The sequence below is a fragment of the Cognatishimia sp. F0-27 genome (assembly GCF_020667845.1).
In the GTDB taxonomy this organism is placed as follows: domain Bacteria; phylum Pseudomonadota; class Alphaproteobacteria; order Rhodobacterales; family Rhodobacteraceae; genus JAFMPQ01.
Genome location: NZ_JAFMPQ010000008.1, coordinates 30,779 through 48,417, shown reverse-complemented (window position 1 = coordinate 48,417; position 17,639 = coordinate 30,779). Strand labels below are relative to the sequence as shown.

16 protein-coding genes are annotated in these 17,639 nt (G+C 64.9%); 8 read left to right on the top strand and 8 right to left on the bottom strand.

From position 1 onward, the window contains the following. The first annotated feature begins 71 nt into the window (after window positions 1-71). Window positions 72-2,084, top strand: coding sequence for a lytic transglycosylase domain-containing protein (locus J1C49_RS06210; RefSeq protein WP_227444943.1), 2,013 nt, complete (start codon window positions 72-74; stop codon window positions 2,082-2,084). 296 nt (window positions 2,085-2,380) lie between these two features. On the opposite strand, the gene J1C49_RS06205 is transcribed toward J1C49_RS06210, so the two are convergent. Both J1C49_RS06205 and mnmD read right to left on the bottom strand, forming a co-directional pair. Then, window positions 2,381-3,256: a DMT family transporter gene (locus tag J1C49_RS06205; protein ID WP_227445011.1), complete on the bottom strand. Its 876-nt coding sequence runs from the start codon at window positions 3,254-3,256 to the stop codon at window positions 2,381-2,383. A gap of 117 nt (window positions 3,257-3,373) precedes the next feature. Continuing rightward, on the bottom strand, window positions 3,374-4,033 hold the full coding sequence (mnmD, locus tag J1C49_RS06200; RefSeq protein WP_227444942.1) for a tRNA (5-methylaminomethyl-2-thiouridine)(34)-methyltransferase MnmD: 660 nt from the start codon (window positions 4,031-4,033) through the stop codon (window positions 3,374-3,376). Window positions 4,034-4,091: 58 nt separating this feature from the next. Here mnmD and J1C49_RS06195 point away from each other — a divergent pair, with 58 nt between their 5' ends. Further along, the gene (locus J1C49_RS06195; RefSeq protein ID WP_227444941.1) at window positions 4,092-5,132 is read left to right on the top strand and encodes an FAD-binding oxidoreductase; all 1,041 of its coding nucleotides are present in this window, start codon (window positions 4,092-4,094) and stop codon (window positions 5,130-5,132) included. A gap of 463 nt (window positions 5,133-5,595) precedes the next feature. Here J1C49_RS06195 and J1C49_RS06190 read toward each other — a convergent pair whose 3' ends face one another. Continuing rightward, complete coding sequence (locus J1C49_RS06190; protein ID WP_227444940.1) at window positions 5,596-6,285, bottom strand: NAD-dependent deacylase; 690 nt, start codon at window positions 6,283-6,285, stop codon at window positions 5,596-5,598. Between the two features lie 72 nt (window positions 6,286-6,357). Between J1C49_RS06190 and J1C49_RS06185 the strand changes: the two genes are divergently transcribed. Both J1C49_RS06185 and J1C49_RS06180 read left to right on the top strand, forming a co-directional pair. After that, on the top strand, window positions 6,358-6,837 hold the full coding sequence (locus J1C49_RS06185; protein ID WP_227444939.1) for a low molecular weight protein-tyrosine-phosphatase: 480 nt from the start codon (window positions 6,358-6,360) through the stop codon (window positions 6,835-6,837). A 659-nt stretch (window positions 6,838-7,496) separates the two neighbouring features. Next, window positions 7,497-8,309: a DUF1353 domain-containing protein gene (locus J1C49_RS06180; RefSeq protein WP_227444938.1), complete on the top strand. Its 813-nt coding sequence runs from the start codon at window positions 7,497-7,499 to the stop codon at window positions 8,307-8,309. A 320-nt stretch (window positions 8,310-8,629) separates the two neighbouring features. Here the strand turns inward: J1C49_RS06180 and J1C49_RS06175 are convergent, their stop codons facing one another. Together J1C49_RS06175 and lepA are read right to left on the bottom strand one after the other, a co-directional pair. After that, window positions 8,630-9,415 carry a glycosyltransferase gene (locus J1C49_RS06175; RefSeq protein WP_227444937.1) on the bottom strand — a complete coding sequence of 262 codons (786 nt, stop codon included), beginning with the start codon at window positions 9,413-9,415 and terminating at the stop codon, window positions 8,630-8,632. Window positions 9,416-9,455: 40 nt separating this feature from the next. Further along, on the bottom strand, window positions 9,456-11,261 hold the full coding sequence (gene lepA, locus J1C49_RS06170) for a translation elongation factor 4 (protein ID WP_227444936.1): 1,806 nt from the start codon (window positions 11,259-11,261) through the stop codon (window positions 9,456-9,458). A 488-nt stretch (window positions 11,262-11,749) separates the two neighbouring features. On the opposite strand from lepA, the gene J1C49_RS06165 reads away from it, so the two are divergent. The 3 genes from J1C49_RS06165 (at window position 11,750) to J1C49_RS06155 (ending at window position 14,700) form a co-directional block, all read left to right on the top strand. Further along, complete coding sequence (locus J1C49_RS06165; RefSeq protein WP_227444935.1) at window positions 11,750-13,081, top strand: hypothetical protein; 1,332 nt, start codon at window positions 11,750-11,752, stop codon at window positions 13,079-13,081. 170 nt (window positions 13,082-13,251) lie between these two features. Continuing rightward, complete coding sequence (locus J1C49_RS06160; RefSeq protein WP_227444934.1) at window positions 13,252-13,608, top strand: hypothetical protein; 357 nt, start codon at window positions 13,252-13,254, stop codon at window positions 13,606-13,608. A 123-nt stretch (window positions 13,609-13,731) separates the two neighbouring features. Further along, a complete protein-coding gene (locus tag J1C49_RS06155; RefSeq protein WP_227444933.1) occupies window positions 13,732-14,700 on the top strand; it encodes a LysR family transcriptional regulator in 969 nt (322 codons plus the stop codon). A 35-nt stretch (window positions 14,701-14,735) separates the two neighbouring features. Here the strand turns inward: J1C49_RS06155 and J1C49_RS06150 are convergent, their stop codons facing one another. The 3 genes from J1C49_RS06150 to J1C49_RS06140 form a co-directional block, all read right to left on the bottom strand. After that, window positions 14,736-15,500, bottom strand: a complete 765-nt coding sequence (locus J1C49_RS06150; RefSeq protein WP_227444932.1) for an alpha/beta fold hydrolase — start codon at window positions 15,498-15,500, stop codon at window positions 14,736-14,738. Window positions 15,501-15,589: 89 nt separating this feature from the next. Then, a complete protein-coding gene (locus tag J1C49_RS06145; RefSeq protein WP_227444931.1) occupies window positions 15,590-16,306 on the bottom strand; it encodes an NUDIX hydrolase in 717 nt (238 codons plus the stop codon). A gap of 61 nt (window positions 16,307-16,367) precedes the next feature. Next, window positions 16,368-16,829 carry a DUF983 domain-containing protein gene (locus tag J1C49_RS06140; RefSeq protein WP_227444930.1) on the bottom strand — a complete coding sequence of 154 codons (462 nt, stop codon included), beginning with the start codon at window positions 16,827-16,829 and terminating at the stop codon, window positions 16,368-16,370. A 217-nt stretch (window positions 16,830-17,046) separates the two neighbouring features. Between J1C49_RS06140 and J1C49_RS06135 the strand changes: the two genes are divergently transcribed. Further along, window positions 17,047-17,589 carry an EF-hand domain-containing protein gene (locus J1C49_RS06135; RefSeq protein ID WP_227444929.1) on the top strand — a complete coding sequence of 181 codons (543 nt, stop codon included), beginning with the start codon at window positions 17,047-17,049 and terminating at the stop codon, window positions 17,587-17,589. Window positions 17,590-17,639: the final 50 nt, after the last annotated feature.

Here is a 17,639-nt window from a genome sequence, read left to right as displayed (position 1 = left end):
TGATTTGAAGCCGTCAGGCATTCGATTACTTTCAAAGGGTCTATTCCTTCTCAGGAGACAAATTGCAAGCAATGTCCCGATTCCTATCCGTTCTGGCCCTGATCCTCGCGCCGCTTGCCCCGGCAGCGGCACAACAGCAGGCCACGCCCGCCGCGGCGCGAACCGAGATCGCGGCCTCCGCCGCCGAGGCGGTCGGGCAGGCAATGGACTCCTTGCGTGCGGGAAACTGGGCGCAGGCCCGCTCGCAGGCGCGCACCGCCGGTCCGGTTGCGCTCGATATCGTGCTCTGGCACGAATTGCGCGCCGGGCGGGGCGACACCGCCGAAGTGCTCGATTTCGTCGCCCGCAATCCCGACTGGCCGGGGATGCCCTATCTGCGCCAGCAATCCGAGGAGGCCGTGGCCGAGGCCAGCAACGCCGCGATCCGCACCTTCTTCGAAGCCCAGCCGCCGCGCACAGGCGAAGGCGCGCTGGCGCTGGCCCGCGCCTTCATGGCCGATGGCGAGGAAGGGGCCGCCATCGCCGAGGCGGTGATCGCTTGGCGCACGCTTTCGCTCGACCAGGAAACCCGATCCGGCTTTTTGCGCGACTTCACCGGGTTTCTGGACGAGCATCACACCGCGCGGCTCGACATGGCGCTCTGGAACGGATGGGAGCTGAACGCCCGCGCCATGCTGCCGCTGGTCGATGACGGTTGGAAGGCGCTTGCCGAAGCGCGGCTTGGCCTGCGCGATCAGGTAGGCGGCGTGGACACGCTGATCGAAGCGGTGCCCGATGCGCTCTCCGACCATCCCGGTCTGGCCTACGAGCGCTTCCTCTGGCGCTATCGCAAGGGGCGGCTCAACGACGCCATCACGCTTTTGCTCGAACGCTCCACCTCGGCGCAGGCACTGGGCGAACCGGAGCGCTGGGCGCGGGCGCGCCGCGATCTCGCGCGCGACGTGATGCGCGACGGGGATGTGGCGCTGGCCTACCGCATCGCCTCCTCGCATTACCTGACCGCTGGCTCAAACTATGCGGATCTGGAATGGCTCTCGGGCTATATCGCGCTGCGCTTTCTGAACGATCCGGCGCTCGCGGTGGAGCATTTCACCCGCTTTCGGGCAGCTGTCTGGTCGCCTATCTCGGTCGGGCGCGGCGGTTACTGGCTTGGCAGGGCGCAGGCCGCGCTCGGCAATCTCGACGCCGCCCAAGCCGCTTTCGAGGATGGCGCCCAGTATCAGACATCGTTTTACGGTCTGCTCGCCGCCGAAGCGGGCCGCATTCCGCCCAGCCCGACGCTGGCCGGCACGGAGACATTTCCGGATTGGCGCACAGCCGATTTTACGGACACGACCGTGTTCAACGCCGCGCTGCTGCTTCTGGCGGCCAATGAAATCAGCCTCGCCGAGCGTTTCCTGACCCATCTGGCCGAAAGCCTCGACCGCACTGGTATTGGCCAGATCGGCGCCATGCTCGAAGAGATGAACCAGCCCCATCTTCAGGTCATGCTGGGCAAGCGGGCGGCCACCATGGGGATCGAGATCCCGGGCCCGTATTACGCGCTGCACCCGGTGATCGTCGCCAACGACTACCCGGTCGACAAGGCGCTGGTCCATGCCATCGCCCGCCGCGAATCCGAGTTCGACCCGGTGGTGCAATCCGGCGTCGGCGCGCGGGGCTTCATGCAGCTCATGCCCGGCACCGCGCGCGATGTCTCCGGCTGGCTCGACCTTGATTATTCACGCGAAAAGCTGATCACCGACCCGTCCTATAACGCGGTGCTGGGGTCCGAATACCTTGCCTATCTCGCGCGGCGCTTCGATGCGAATGTGGTGATGATGGCGGCGGGCTACAACGCCGGTCCCGGCCGGCCGCCGCAATGGATCGCGCGTTTCGGCGATCCGGTGAACGGCTCGGTCGACATGATCGACTGGATCGAGTTCATCCCGTTCGACGAAACCCGCAATTACGTGATGCGCGTGGCCGAAAGCCTTCCGGTTTACCGCGCGCGGCTGGGCCGCGATCCGCTTCCGATACCGTTCAGCGAAGAGTTGCGCGGCGCCACATTGCCCGCGGCCCCGGGGTCCGGGAACGGCGGCTGACCTCGCGGGCCGGCATGCTGAGCGGGCGGTTCCTTCCTGACGCCTGTGGCGCGGGCCCTGAGCCCTCAGCCGCGGGGCAGGGGTGGGCCCGACGGCGACGCTGATTGACGAACCGGCGCTGATCGACTGGCGCGGATCAATCGGCGATGCCCGACCCGGAATCATGCCGCGGCCCCGACGCGGACATTCCGGCACCGCACGCCCACGGTTCCCGCACCTCGCACCCACGGCATTCCGCCCCGCACGCCAGCGAAGGGGTCGCGCAGCGCGCCACTCGCGGAAGCCCCCCGCGCGCATCAGCGCGCTTGTGTGACCCTGCGCGTTCGCAAGAGCGTAAAGACCCCAGCCAGCACGATGAGTGCGGCGCCAAAGGCCACGTTCCAGCGCAGCACCTCTCCGAAAACGAGGATGCCGAGCGCTGCTGAGAACATCAGCTGAAGGTAGGCGAAGGGCTGCACCGCGCTGGCTTCGGCCACCTCATAGGTCTTGATCAGCAGGCCATGGCCCAGAACCCCGGTCACGCAAAGCGCCCCCATCCAGAGCCAGTCCGTTCCGGTCATCGCCTCCCAGAACCAGACCCCGATCACGGTGGCCGTCACGGCACCCGCCGTCCCGGTCCAGAAAAACGAGGTCGCGGCGCTGTCGAGCCGCGCCGCATAGCGCGTGAGCAAGCCATAGAGCGCAAACATCAACGCCGCCACCAGCGGGATCACCGCATAGGGCGAAAACACCCCGTCATCCGGCTGAAGGATGATCAGCACACCCACAAACCCGACCCCGATCGCCGCCCAGCGACGCCAGCCGACATGCTCCCCCAGCACCGGCCCGGACAGCGCCGCGATCAGCAGCGGATAACAGGCAAAGACCGCGTGGCTCTCGACAAGACCCAGATAGACAAACGCCACGACCATCACGTTGATTTCGACCACGAGAAGGGCACCGCGAAAGATCTGCAACCAGGGCTGCGAAGTCCGCGCCGCGGCGGCGACCCCTCCCGGCGCGCGCGCCGCCACCGCGATCACGAAGGCGGCAAAGAACCAATAGCGGATCATCACGACCATCATCACGTTGTATTCTGTGGCCAGATGGCGCGAAATGCCGTCCTGCATGGCAAAGACAAAGGTGGTCGCCACCATGAGCGCAATGCCAAGACGGGTGTTCTGTTCGGTCATCGCGCGGGTGCTCGCTGCTCCGTCGGGGTCCTGCGCCAAGCCATGCACGCATCTTGCCTGCATGACCAGCCTCTTTGTATCGCGCCCTGGTCGCGCGTGCCGCGGGGCGGGCGCCGGTCAGGGGTGGCGCGCCACGGTCATGTGACGCTTGCGTCCGAACCCGGGCACGCGGGCAACCTCCAGACCGGCTTCGGCGAGCGCGCGCCGGATATGGCCGGCCGCCGAGTAGGTCGCCAGCCGCGCGCCCGGCGCGCAATGCGTCGCCACGGCCCGCAACAGCGCCGGATCCCACATTTCGGGGTTTCGTGCGGGGGCAAACCCGTCGAGGAACCATGCATCCGCGCGCCCGTCCCATTGCGGCACCGTTTCGCGCGCATCCCCGATCACGATCGTGATCTCCAGCGTCTCAAGGGCGATCCGCGTGTCACCCGCGCGCCAGAACGGCGCCAGCGTGGCAGCCTCCTCCGCCACTTCCGGGAAGGCCGATTGCGCCCGGATCATCGCATCCGCCGCCATCGGGAAAGCCTCGAAGCTGGTGAAGCGCAGCACACCCGGGGCGCCTGCCGCGCGCCAGGCGGACCACGCCGCCAGCAGGTTCAGCCCGGTGCCGAAACCCAGTTCGGCAATCTGGAACCCGTCCCGGAACCTGTCCGGCAACCCGCAGCCGGCGAGGAACACATGCCGCGTTTCCGCCAGCCCGTCCTGAAGCGAATAGAACGGGTCGTCAAACCGAATGGAAACCGGCACGCCATCGCGCCATTCCAGATCATGAGACATGCTGGCCCCTCGCGCCGTTACACAATAGAAGGCCCCTACATGCGATCAGGGCAGGCCAATGACAAGCATCGACGTGACAATCCGCGGCGCGGGGATTTTTGGGCTCTCCATCGCGTTTGCCTGCCAGGCGCGCGGCGCGCGGGTGCAGGTGGTCGACCCGCACGGGCCGGGCGCCGGTGCGTCCGGCGGGATCGTCGGCGCGCTTGCGCCGCATGTGCCGGAAAACTGGAACCCCAAGAAAGCCTTCCAGCTCGAAAGCCTCCTGATGGCGGAGCGGTTCTGGGACGATGTCGCCCAAACGGGCGGCAAGACCCCCGGTTATGGCCGCACCGGGCGTCTGCAACCGCTGGCCGACGCCCATGCCGTGGAATTGGCCAGATCCCGCGCGGAGGGCGCGCGCAGCCTCTGGCAGGGGCGCGCGGACTGGCGGGTGATCCCTGTCTCCGATGCCGGTCCCTTCGCGCCGCCAAGCCCCACCGGTCTGCTGATCCATGATACGCTGAGCGCCCGTCTGCATCCTGCGCAGGCCTGCGGCGCGCTTGTGGCCGCGATCACCGCGCGCGGCGGTAGGGTGGTAACCGAAGCGCCGGATCGGGGCGCGGTGGTGCATGCCACCGGCTGGCGCGGGCTGCTTCGGCTCTCGGAGGACTACGGCCGCAAGATCGGAGATGGCGTCAAGGGGCAGGCGGTGCTCTTCGCCCATGCCGCACCGGACAGTCCACAGCTCTTTGTCGACGGGCTGCACCTCGTGCCCCATGCGGATGGCACGCTCGCGGTGGGTTCTACGTCGGAACGCGTGTTCGACAGCCCCGATGCCACCGACGCCCAATGTGAAACGCTGATCGCCCGGGCGCTGGCCGCGCTGCCTGCGCTGGACACCGCGCCGGTTCTGCGCCGCTGGGCCGGTGTGCGCCCACGCGCCCGCTCCCGCGCGCCGCTTCTGGGCGCTTTGCCCGGCCATCCGGGCCATTTTGTGGCCAATGGCGGATTCAAGATCGGGTTCGGGATGGCCCCGGGCATCGCCGAAGCGATGGCAAGGCTGATCCTTGACGGAGAAAACACGATTCCGACGGATTTCCTGTTCGAGAGCCTGGCCTGATCCCTCCTGCGCCTGGGGCTCTCACGCGCTCCGCGCGTGCCCGTGCGGGCGGCATTCCCTGTGCATCCCTGTTCCGCTCCGGCCTCACGGCATCCAGCCCCCGCCCGCGTGACCGGCGCGGGGTGCGCGATCCTGTCTTGACCGCGATGCCGCGTTCACGCCAAGCCCGCCGCTGCCCGAAATCCGAGTGCGTGCAAGCTTGCGGGCGTGCGGCCGCGCCGTGCCCTGGTCCGGGGTAGCCCCTTCTGCACCGCGATCAGGCGTCTGCCCTCGCGCCGTGCCATGCGTTAATGTTCTCCTCCCACGCCGTGCCGCGGTTCGGCTTGCCTCTCCCGCGCCGCGCACGCCAACGCGCGATGCCGGTCACGCTCCGGTCCGGCCACCGGCCCGCCGGTCACGGATGGCCCGCTGCCACGGCGCGCACCGGCTCGGTGGCGCAATCGGCTGACCCCAAGCGCATGCCTTACCCGACAAGCGCCGCCACCCAGCGCGGCACCACGGTGCTCGCCGGGCCGGTCATATGGTGCTCAAACGCGCCGCTGGTATCGGTCTGTGCCAGGTTGATCTCAGTGGTCTCCGCCCCGTTGCGCAAGGCCTCCTGCACGAAGCCTGCCGCTGGATAAACCTGACCCGATGTGCCGATGGCGGCAAACAGCGTGCACTCTTCGAGATGCCCGAGGATCTCGTCCATGGCGTATGGCATCTCCCCGAACCACACCACGTCGGGCCGCGTCGCGGCAAGGCCGCAATAGGGGCAGGTGTCTTCCGGCGCCATTTCCATCGGCGCCGGCCATCGCGCGCCGCAAGCCGCGCAAAGCGCCCCGGCCAGCGTGCCGTGCATGTGGATGACCTCTGCGCCGGCCTTCTCGTGCAACCCGTCCACGTTCTGCGTGACGATGATCACCGGATCGCGCCAGAGCCGTTGCAACCGCGCCAGCGCGTCATGCGCCGCGTTCGGCTCCGCGGTGGCGGCCTGTGCGCGCCGGGCATTGTAGAACCCATGCACCAGCGCCGGGTTGCGCGCGAAGCCTTCCGGGGTCGCCACGTCTTCCAACGGATAGCGGGTCCAGATGCCGCCCGGATCCCGAAACGTGCCAAGCCCGCTTTCGGCGGAGATGCCCGCTCCGGTCAGTATTACAAGTTTGCCTTTCACACCGTCGGCCTCCAAGTCCGTGCGCCGCGTCATCTGCCTTGCCATTCGGCGCGGCCCGCGCAAGGGTGACGCATGGCACAGCGTATCCTTTTTGTCTGTCTGGGCAATATCTGCCGGTCTCCCACTGCCGAGGCGGTGACCCGTGCCAAGGCGGCTGCGCGCGGTGTGGCGTTGGAGATCGACAGCGCCGGCACCGGTGCGTGGCATGTGGGCAAGCCGCCCTATGGGTCGATGCAGCAGGCCGCCCGCGCCTATGGCTACGAGATGGCCGAGCTTCGGGCCCGGCAGGTCACCGCGCGGGATTTCGCCCGGTTCGACAAGATCATCGCCATGGATGCACAGAACCATGCGGACCTTGTGGCGCTTGCTCCGGCGCGGAACGGTGCGCGCGCCGGGACGTCGACCGGCGAGGGCGCCACGTTGCATCTGTTTACGGATTTTGCACCCGGCGCCGCGATGGATCACGTGCCCGATCCCTATTATACGCGCGATTTCGAGGGTGCGCTGCGCCTGATCGAAGCCTGCGCGGAGGGGTTGCTCGCCACGCTTTGAGGGGCAAACCCGGCAAGCCCCGGCCCGGAGCGCTGCTTTCCGCCGTGTCGTATCGGCTCGGCCCGGTGAGTTGCTTTCGGCCGTGCCGTATCGGCCCGGCACGGCGCGTCATGCACTGACCGACCCTGATCACGGGGGCCCAAGCGGGCGCTCCGCGCTCCGCGCGCCGATACACCGCGGCACCGGGAGCGCGGCTGCCGGGGCCGTGGCGGCAATCGTCATGCACCGGCACCCCCGCCACCACGCGGCAATCCGACCCGCAGCCTCCGCCTCTGCGCTGCGCCCCGGCCAGCCAACCGGGGCCAGCGCGATCCACGGGAGCCAACGCCCTCCGGTCCCAAACCCGTCCTTCCGGGCAGAGTCTGACAATCGAGCCAACCCCCAGCCATCGGGGGAGATCCGAATAGACGGTCAATCACGGTCCCGCCGCCAAACCTCATCGGCGCCAAATCCCACCGCCGCCAAGCTTGCAGGCGCGCATCATCCGGGCCGTTCCACCGTTGCCAGACGCTGGCGCGCCGCAACGCAGGATGGGCCGGGTCTGCCCACCATCCGCGTCGAGGGACACGTTCAAAGCCAAATCCCGTCCGGTGCTCCTTGCCCTGACAGCGCCATCGGATACCATCGTGCTTGCTGCTATTTAACCAATGGATAAACCGATGATCCGATTCGCCATGCTTGGCCTGGGTGCGCTGCTTGTTGCGGGATGCGTTCCGGCCGCCCTGAGCCAGCTTGAAGCCGTTGACACCGAAATCGTCACCTGCGCCACACATCCCGACGGGGGCTGCACCTTTGACCAATCGCCGCTGCGTGTTCTGCCGGAACCGGTCACGATCCCCAAACGCCCCTACCAGTTTTTCCCGACAGCCGAGCCCCTCACCTTCATCGACCCGAACGGGCGGCAATGGATCGCGCCCCGGCGCACGCTGACCGATGGCGCCTCGATTCCCCCGATCTTCGTGAGCATCGTGGGTGATCCGACCGACCCAAGCTTCATCAACGCCGCCGCCGTGCATGACGCCTATTGCGGCATCGGCAACGAAACGGGTGCACGCTACCATGACGGCACGTGGCAGGACGTGCACAAGATGTTCTTTGACGGGCTGATCACCGGCGGCACCGAGGAAGTGACCGCCAAGCTGATGTTCGCGGCGGTCTGGCTGGGCGGCCCCCGCTGGCAAACGACACGCGGGTTGAACCATGTGCCCGCGCCGCGCATGCAAAAAGCCATGCGCCAGACCAAAAGCTTCGTCGAGTCCAGCAACCCGCCCTTTGGCGCGCTGCTGCGCTATCTCGGCGCACAGGAGCGCCAGATCCTCTCCGAATACCCGGCACCCGGCCTTGCGCGGGACGACGACGCCATGTCCTCCAGCTCCGAAGGGTCTTTTGACGAAGGCGAGTATTTCGGCGAGGGCTATTTTGGCGGGTTCGGCAGCTTCGGCTCCGGCGGCTTCGGCAGCGGCGATTTCTGACGTCTCAGGCAGGCGGTGCGCAGGCCCATCGTCCGCGCATCCCGCCGGGGTGTCCTGACAGCGCTTCGTCTCCCGCCGCGGGCTTCATGTGGCCCCGCAGCCACTGACCCCGTGGCCGGGATCCGGGCCACCATGCCGCCTGTCGTGCCGCCCGTCACCGCCGTGCCGGGTCACCGTCCCGGGCAGACTGGCTCGCGTGCGGCGTGTCGGGATCACCCGCCATCGCTGCGCCGCCCAGCCCAGTCTGTGTCAGTCTTCCGCCCCTTGCACGGCCGCCTGTCACGCGCATGGCGTCCGGGCACGCCGTGGCTGCGCGCGCCTCACGACCCGCGATAGCGTTCGAATTCCGCACAATACCGTGTGTAGCCATCCGGGCTCAGCCGCCACAGCCTCTGATAGACCGGCAACATCCCGTCGGTCTGGCCAATCTTGATCTTGTGGATATGCGCGGGCTTTGGCCCATGGAAATGGATGATCTGCGCCTCCGGATTGTCGCCCCAATAGGGCTTCCAGTTCAACCCATGCGTCAGACGGCTGTGCCGCCAGCGGAAAAAGCCGTTGTAGCTGACCTGATCGTGCCCCGGTGGTTTCCAGCCCTGCGCCATGCGCGCCGTGATCGCCGCATCAAAGGCCGGTTGCAACGCGCGCAGCGCGGGCACGTTCATCACCAACACGCCCGAGTTGAAATGCGGCCAGCGCCAGCGATAGCGCTCCGGCGCTGCCGCCAGCACGCGGGGCATCCTCCGCGGCTCGGGATGGCTGCGGAACATCACGTCGATATCGGTATAGAGCACGTGGGTCTCGGTGGTCTCGATCACCGGAATATCGACCCGCAGCCAATGGCCCGAAAACTGGTCGTAAAGATCGCCATAACCGCGCCGGAGCACATCCTCCAGCCGCGACCGATGCCGGATCACGCGTGCCCCCAGTGCCTCGATCCGGGCCACCTGCGCGTCGTCCATGCCATTGTAAAGGCAGATCGGCTCCAGCCGCGTGTTGGCAAGCGCCGAGCGCACGGCCACCTCGACAAGCGGCCAACTCGGCTCGAACCCCGCCTCGTTGACGCAGAAATACCAGTGCCGCAGCGCGCCGCTGATCCCGCTCATCACAGATCCCTCGCGTGGCGCGGCGCTCCGGACAAAGGGCTCAGCTGTCCATCTTCAGCGCCGAGATGAACGCTTCCTGCGGAATGTCCACCTTGCCGAACTGGCGCATCTTCTTCTTGCCGGCCTTCTGCTTTTCCAACAGCTTCTTCTTCCGGCTTGCGTCGCCGCCATAGCATTTCGCTGTCACGTCCTTGCGCAGCGCCGAAAGCGTTTCGCGGGCGATCACCTTGCCGCCAATCGCCGCCTGGATCGGGATCTTGAACATGTGGCGCGGGATCAGGTCCTTGAGCTTTTCACACATCGCCCGTCCACGCGTTTCGGCCCGGTCCCGATGCACCATGATCGACAGCGCGTCGACCGGCTCATCATTCACGAGGATCTGCATCTTGACCAAGGCGTCCTCGCGATATTCCGTCATCTGGTAGTCGAAAGAGGCATAACCCTTGGTCACCGATTTCAACCGGTCGTAAAAGTCGAACACCACCTCGTTGAGCGGCAGGTCATAGACCACCATCGCCCGCGGACCCGCATAGGTCAGGTCAAGCTGGATGCCCCGCCGGTCCTGACAAAGCTTGAGCACATCGCCAAGGTATTCATCCGGCACAAGGATCGTCGCCTTGATCCGCGGCTCTTCAAGGTGATCAACCTTCGACATGTCGGGCATGTCGGCGGGGTTGTGCAGCTCGATCATCTCCCCGTCTTTCATGTAGACGTGGTAGATCACCGACGGCGCCGTGGTGATCAGCTCGATATTGTATTCCCGTTCGATCCGGTCGCGGATCACCTCAAGGTGCAACAGCCCGAGAAAGCCACAGCGGAAGCCAAAGCCAAGCGCCGCGGAGGTCTCCATCTCGTAGGAGAAGCTCGCGTCGTTGAGCGCCAGTTTCTCGATCGCGTCGCGCAGGTCCTCGAAATCCGACGTGTCCACCGGGAACAGGCCACAGAACACCACCGGAACCGACGGCTTGAAGCCGGGCAGGGGCGTGTCGGTGCCCTTCTTCTCGTGGGTGATCGTGTCGCCCACCTTGGTGTCGCGCACCTGCTTGATCGAGGCGGTGAAAAACCCGATCTCTCCGGGCCCGAGCGTTTTGACGTCCTGCATCGCGGGGCGGAACACGCCCAGCCGATCGACGCCGTATTTCGCGCCGGTCTGCATCATCTTGATCTGGTCGCCCTTCTTGAGCGTGCCATCCATGATCCGCACAAGCACCACGACGCCGAGATAAGGATCGTACCAGCTGTCCACCAGCATCGCGACCAGCGCCGCATCCGGGTCGCCGCTCTTTGGCGCGGGCAGGCGGGTGACAATCGCCTCCAGAACGTCGGGAATCCCAAGGCCCGTCTTGGCGGAGATTTCCACCGCGTCATGCGCCTCGATCCCGATCACGTCCTCGATCTGCTCGCGCACCCGGTCCGGCTCCGCCGCCGGCAGGTCGATCTTGTTGAGCACCGGGACGATCTCGTGATCGGCGTCGATGGCCGTGTAGACATTGGCCAGTGTCTGCGCCTCAACGCCCTGTGTCGCGTCCACCACGAGAAGCGATCCTTCGACCGCGCGCATGGACCTGCTGACCTCATAGGCAAAGTCGACATGGCCGGGCGTGTCGATCAGGTTCAGCACATAGGCCTCGCCATCCTTTGCCACGTAGTCGATCCGGACGGTGTTCGCCTTGATCGTGATGCCACGCTCGCGCTCGATATCCATCGCGTCGAGCAATTGCTCTTTCATGTCGCGATCCTGCACCGTCCCGGTCATCTGGATCAGGCGGTCAGCGAGCGTGGATTTCCCGTGGTCGATATGCGCCACGATGGAGAAATTGCGGATTCTGGACAGGGGTGTGCTCATGGTTTGCGATATGCGGCGGAACACGGGTCTGGTCAAGGTGGCATGTGGTGCGGGGGCCGGCGTTTGAGCGCGGTGGTTGATGGGGATTTGCAAGGTCAGGGAACGCAATCGCGGCTCGGATCCAAAATCCTCTGCGCGGAGCCTTCAGTGCATCGCGCCCGAACAATGCCCTGGTGATTATGTGAGCACCCTCCAAACCCCAAACCCGCGCGGAATCAAGGCAAAGCCGCCGCGCATCGCCGGGCCGTCCGTCACACCAAAGGTGTGAAGTGTATCCCGGCGCACCTCCGGTGCGGCGGCACGGCGATTAGGGGACCGTCGCCGCCCCGCTCGAACAAAGCGCGCCAGTGACAGCCATCAAGCACACCAGAACATCCCGAAGATCGCCGCTCCCCGGCCCGACGATGCGCGCCTCCGCCACCGTCGCCGCCCATTGCGCCCCACGCCCGGCGCGGGCTACCGTTTGCCAAACAACTCTGAGGCCGACAGTGCAGTTCGACTCCCACGAAGAATTCGAAAGCTGGCTTGAGACCCAAAGCCAGGAGGTTTGCGTTGCAATAGGATGCCGCGCGGCATTGCGGGTTTGGCCGATCATACTCGCTAACTCCAATTGGCGGTACGGTGACGATTCATTCGAGAAGCAAAAAAGTTTGGTCCTTAGAACCGGTTGGGGTCTTGTTACGACTGCGGCGGCTGTTGTTGGTAAAGACTACCCCGAGCTACGAGAATCTGCTTATGAGGCGGCAATCTCGAACACCTCCGCTGAGCAGCATTTGACTGGACGCGGCGATGCAAGCTTACTTCATATGGCGCGGTTGCAGGCAACTCGATCTGTTCGACACAATTGCGTGACTGTTGGTGGCACGGTTTTTACAGCGGGCATACCAGTTTTCTCGTCAACAAACGCAGCAAATTTCGCAAGTATAGAAATGGCAGGTTTAGTAACGCTTGCCCAAGCCCAACACGACGCCGATTTCCCCCCAGAAGACATGCTCCGCCAACCGCTCTGGCACGACACTGGCCCACCCGAAGGCCTCCGCCCCGAAGACATTGGCGAGACCATCCTCGACACCAACCCGCATTTCTCCTTTTTCAAACGCTGGTATGACGGCATGGTCGCGGGCAAACCCCTCCCAACTGACCTGCTCACCCGCATCGTCACCGAGATCGACCGCGAGACATGGGAAAGCGGTGCGGAAACCGTCGCAACTGAGATCGCCCAGATCGAAGCGGATTGGAACGCGCAGAAGGCTGACAACACAAACCGCGCCCCGGAGTTTGAGCCGAACACCGTCGCCCATCTCTTCGACTACCCGCGCAGCAGATCCGCCTCGCTGGCCCTCGCCTCCAACACCATCATTCAGAATTTCGAGGTTTTCCAATCACAGACCACGCAATGGCTCAATGAAACGCCGGAATTTCTCAAGCCGCTCGAAGCGGTCCCGGCCAGTCTCGACCGGATCGCGGAAATCCTCGCCACGCAATCGCGATCAGCGGAGACCGAACAAGCCCTGCGTGAGGAGATCGGAAGACTCAATGCACGCATCGCCGATCTTGAAATCAAACTCTCCAAAGCCACCGAAGACGCGGACGTGAAAAGCAAGCCGTGGTTTGGCAGCGTTAAATATGTCACCGGTGGTTTGGCGGCAGCAATGGGAGCGGTGATCTGGATAGCCCAAGACGACAAAGGCCCCGCGCATAAGTGTGAGAACATCAGTGCCTACTGGGAATATTTTGGCGGGACGCCTTGGCAATGTCTGGAAGTAGATAGGCCTGTTTCGCTGCCAAAGACGGACCTTCCGCCGACTTGGGAGGTCTAATTCCAACCCACACAATCATGCGCATGGATTGTGCATAGGATGTGCATGCTTTGAGCATCGCCATTTCTCGCGCCGGATTGATCCCGAGCCGAAATTGAGGCACGTTGTCCACAGGGCAGATTGCCGGGCAGAGACGGGCCAACCCGCCCCCGGCCTATTGGACAGGTAACATGAACAAGATCGCTTTGCTTCTCGTCGTCACAATGACCCTCGCAGCCTGCGGGGGAGGGGGGGATCGCACCGACCGTCGCGCATCGCTGTCATCGGTGAATTTTGCCTCCGGTCCGATTCAGAGCGCGTGTCTGCGTTCGGATCGCCGCGCGGCCAACAGGCAGCTTTGTGGTTGTATCCAGGCTGTGGCAAACCGTGATCTTTCCTCGTCAGATCAACGACTTGCGGTGCAGTTCTTCAGGGATCCGCACCAGGCGCAGGTGATCCGGCAATCCGATCGGGCGAGCCATGAAGCGTTCTGGCAGCGCTACAAGGCCTTTGCCGGCCGCGCCGAGCGCGTCTGTCGCGGATACTGAGCACGTCCGCTTCGCGCAAGAACCGCGCATTTGATAATCGTGAATTCAGTGCCGCCCTGCGCTTGACTTCCGGCCTGTGGTTTCCAAAATCGCAAAATCAGACGGTGACGGGAGCGCAGGAACATGATTGCCAAGGGCGTAACGCTGCGCGGCATTGAGGTGTTCGAGGCGCTCGCCGGGTCCGGCTCCGTCGCGCGCGCCGCGCAGATCACCGGGCTCAGTCAACCCGCGGTCAGCCAGCAGATGCGCAACCTCGAAACCGCGCTGGGCACCGACCTTGTGGATCATGGCCGCCGCCCCATGGCACTGACGCCAGCGGGACGCGCCTTTCTGGTGCGTGCCAAGGCGGTTCTCTCGGAGTTGCGGCTCGGTCAGAACGAGCTGACCGTCATGGATCTGGCGCATCTGTCGGTGCTCAACCTCGGTGTGATTGATGATTTCGACAACGACCTGACACCGCGTCTGGTGACCATGTTGGCAGAGAACATGACCCAATGCCGCTTCAAGCTCATCACCGCGCCGAGCCACGAGATCTCCGAGGCCATCGAGTCTCGGAAGCTGCATCTGGCAATTGCGGCAACCACGGGTCAAGCTCTTGAAGGTATTGTGGAATATCCGCTGGTGCGGGATCCGTTCATCTTTGTCTGCAAGCGTGGTCTGGCGGCGGAGCATGGCGGCGTCGATGCGGTCATGCACAGCCTGCCTTTCCTGCGGTATGACCGTGACCAGATGATCGGCCGCCAGATCGACACCCATCTCGCGCGGCTGAAACTGAGCTTTGCCGAGCGGTTCGAGATCGGGGCGCATCTGTCCTTGATGGTGCTGGCGGCGCGCGGCGTCGGCTGGGCCTTGACGACGCCGCTTGGCTATATGCGTGCCGGGCGATACCACGACACGCTTGAAGCGCATCCGCTGCCCTTTCAGTCCTTCTCCCGCGGCATCGCGCTGCTTGCGGCAACCGACTGGTCCGACCGCGTCCCACGGGATGTGGCGCGCACCACCCGTGCGCTTATCGGGGACATGGTGATCGGACCGGCGGCCCGCACCTTGCCCTGGCTGGATGGCGAATTGCGCCTGCTCGAAGACAGTTGATCACCACGAAGGGGATGCTGCCCGGCACGGTCGCATCAGGTGCCCAGGTCCAGGAACGCGCGCACGGACGCCTCGAATTCACGCGGCTTTTCCGCGTGAAGCCAATGCCCGGCGCCGGGGATCTTGGCGAAGCGCGCCTTTGGAAACAGCGCCCGGATCCGCCCGCGATGCTCTGGGCGGACATAATCCGACGCGGCCCCTGACAGGAACAGGGTCTCCCCGTCGAACTGGCCCTCGATATCGGGAAACCCTAGGATTTTCGACATCTCAGCGGCCAGGGCATCAAGGTTGAGGCGCCATCGCTTTTCAGCGATATCGAGAGACTGCGTAAAGAAGCTTTGCAGGCTGGGGTCCGGCACCATTGCTGCAAGCTGTGCCGCCGCCTCGGACCGTTTGGTCACGGCCGACAGGTCGACCGCGCGCATCGCCTCGATGAACTGGATCTGGCTGTGGGTGTAGGCCACGGGCGCGATATCGGCGACGATCAGGCGATTGATCATGTCAGGGTGCTTGAGCGCGAGCACCATGGCGGCCTTGCCCCCCATCGAATGCCCGACCACGTCGCACCGCCCGCCATGCGCGGCGATGACCGCCGCGAGATCCGCTGCCATGTCGTCATACCCATGACTGTCCCGCCAAGGGCTTTCCCCGTGATTGCGCATATCCGGCGCAATCACCTGACGTTCATCAGACAGGCGGCGCGCGATCACCCCCCAGTTGCGCCCGGACCCGTAGAGCCCGTGGACGATAAGAAGCGGAGGGCGGTCGGTCGGCGTGCCGTGCAGGATCGTGTTCAACATGGGCCGATAGCTATGCGTTCAGCGCGTCCGGAGCAAGCAATGGAAAACCGATGGGCTGTGGCGAAGCAGGCGCGCGGAACATGGTCGCGTCACTCGGGCATCGGACGCCCATGCAGGCGCAGGAACAGGCTTTCCTCGTCGTCATTGCGGAAAAACGGCACGGAGGCTGGCGGACTGTTGTCGGTGGTGCGCGCTTCGACCTCGGCCAGCACAACTTGTGTGATGAATGGCATGTCGAAACTACGCACCTCGTCGAGCGGGATCCACTGCAAATGGCTCAGTTCATCTTCCGCGCCTGAAAAATCATCAGGATCGGAGGCAAACGCGTCCGCGTCAACGAGAAAGAACCGCGCATCAAAGCGGCGTGGACGTCCCGGCGGCGTGATCGCCCGAAATACGAATTGCAGCGGCTCCGCAGAGGGCCGGTGGCCGGAACCGGCAAAATCCATCCAGCCGGTGGGGACGGCATCGGGCCATGGCCCGGGAAGCCCAAGGATCTGGCCGGTTTCCTCAAAGAGTTCGCGGATTGCGGCGACACTCAGCGCGTGGGCAATCCCGGAGGGCGCATCCTCTGCGAGGCGCGCCTCACACAGCGGGCTGACCGGGCGGGCGAGCGGAACACGGGCGTCCTCTGCATCGACGGCGCCGCCCGGAAACACGAACTTGTTGGGCATGAAGGCGGCTCGGGCACCGCGTTGCCCCATCAGAACCCTTGGCCGGGTGGTCCTGTCGCGCAACGCGATGACTGTGGATGCATGCCGGATGGCGGTCTTGTCGATCACCGGAGCGGGGGCGCCTGATTGCACGTCTGTGAGTCCTTCCTTGTCCGCGCGATTTTGTGACGCTTGCCGGCACGGGGCGGGCGTGTCACTGCGAAGGAGAGAAGCCATGCATCCCGCGTGCCCACTGGAACGCGACAACCATGCCCTTCAATCGTGGCAAAAGGTAGAGCGACAGGGCGACACATCCAACCGCGAAGATGGTGAAAAGCACCAGAGGGTCCGGTCGGAATGTGGTGAATGCCACATGCAACGCCGGTGCCATGAGGTGGCCGACGATCAGAATTGTCAGATAGGCGGGGCCGTCATCCGCCCTTTGGTGGCTCAGATCCTCGCGGCATACCGGGCAGTGATCCCGCACCTTGAGATAGCTCGACAGCATCGCGCCAGAGCCGCATTGCGGGCAACGGCGGCGCCACCCGCGCCACAGGGCGGTTTTCAGGGAGCGGCCGGTGTCGGTGCCTGTTTCCGCAGGATCGGCATTGTCGGCTGTCTGTGCCGCCTCGACCCGGTCGGTATCGGGCGGCTCGATGTATGAATTCTGTGTCATGGAACCTCGCTTCGTGGCGCAAAATGATGCCGCTGGTGGCGTTTATGAAGGACGCAAACTGTCCTTGCGTCTGGATGTCGCAAATCACGGGCGCGTGAGGCTCAAGACGATTTTTTTCGATTTCTGCGACGGGACGCCCGCGCTGCTGCGTGAAAGATCACAGAGACGCCCGGGATGGGTGGATCGAAACGCGACAGACCTCAGAAGGAGACACGCGATGACTAAGGCAGGATATATTGGCGGGTTCGCTCTGATCACCGCAACGCTCATGGCTGCAACGACGCTTCCCGCGGATGCCCATGGTCGGGAACGGGGTGGTCAAGGAGAGCGCGGCGCGGCGATGTTTGAACGCTTTGACGCAAATTCAGACGGCAGTGTGACTTTGGACGAAATGAATGCCGCACGCGATGCCCGGTTTGCCGAGGCCGATGCGGATGGCGATGGCGCGCTGACCGTGGAAGAGATCGTGGCATTCATGGAAGCCCAGCGCGAAGAGCGGGCCAGCCGCCGTGCGGCCCGTGGGGCCGAGCGCATGATCGAGCGGCTGGACTCGGACGACAATGGCACGCTCAGCGTCGAAGAGGCCGGCGCGCTCCCGATGCGGATGTTCGAGCGGCTCGATGCTGATGACGATGGCGCTGTGACGAAAGCCGAGCTTGAAGCAGCGGGGGACCACATGCGCGAACGGCGCGGTGAAGGACGCCGCGGCGACCACAAGGGGCGCGGCCATGGCGCGCCGTGGTGGATGCCCGCCGACTGACGCGGGGCGACGATCAAAAAACGTATGGCGCGGGGGGCGGGTGCTCATCG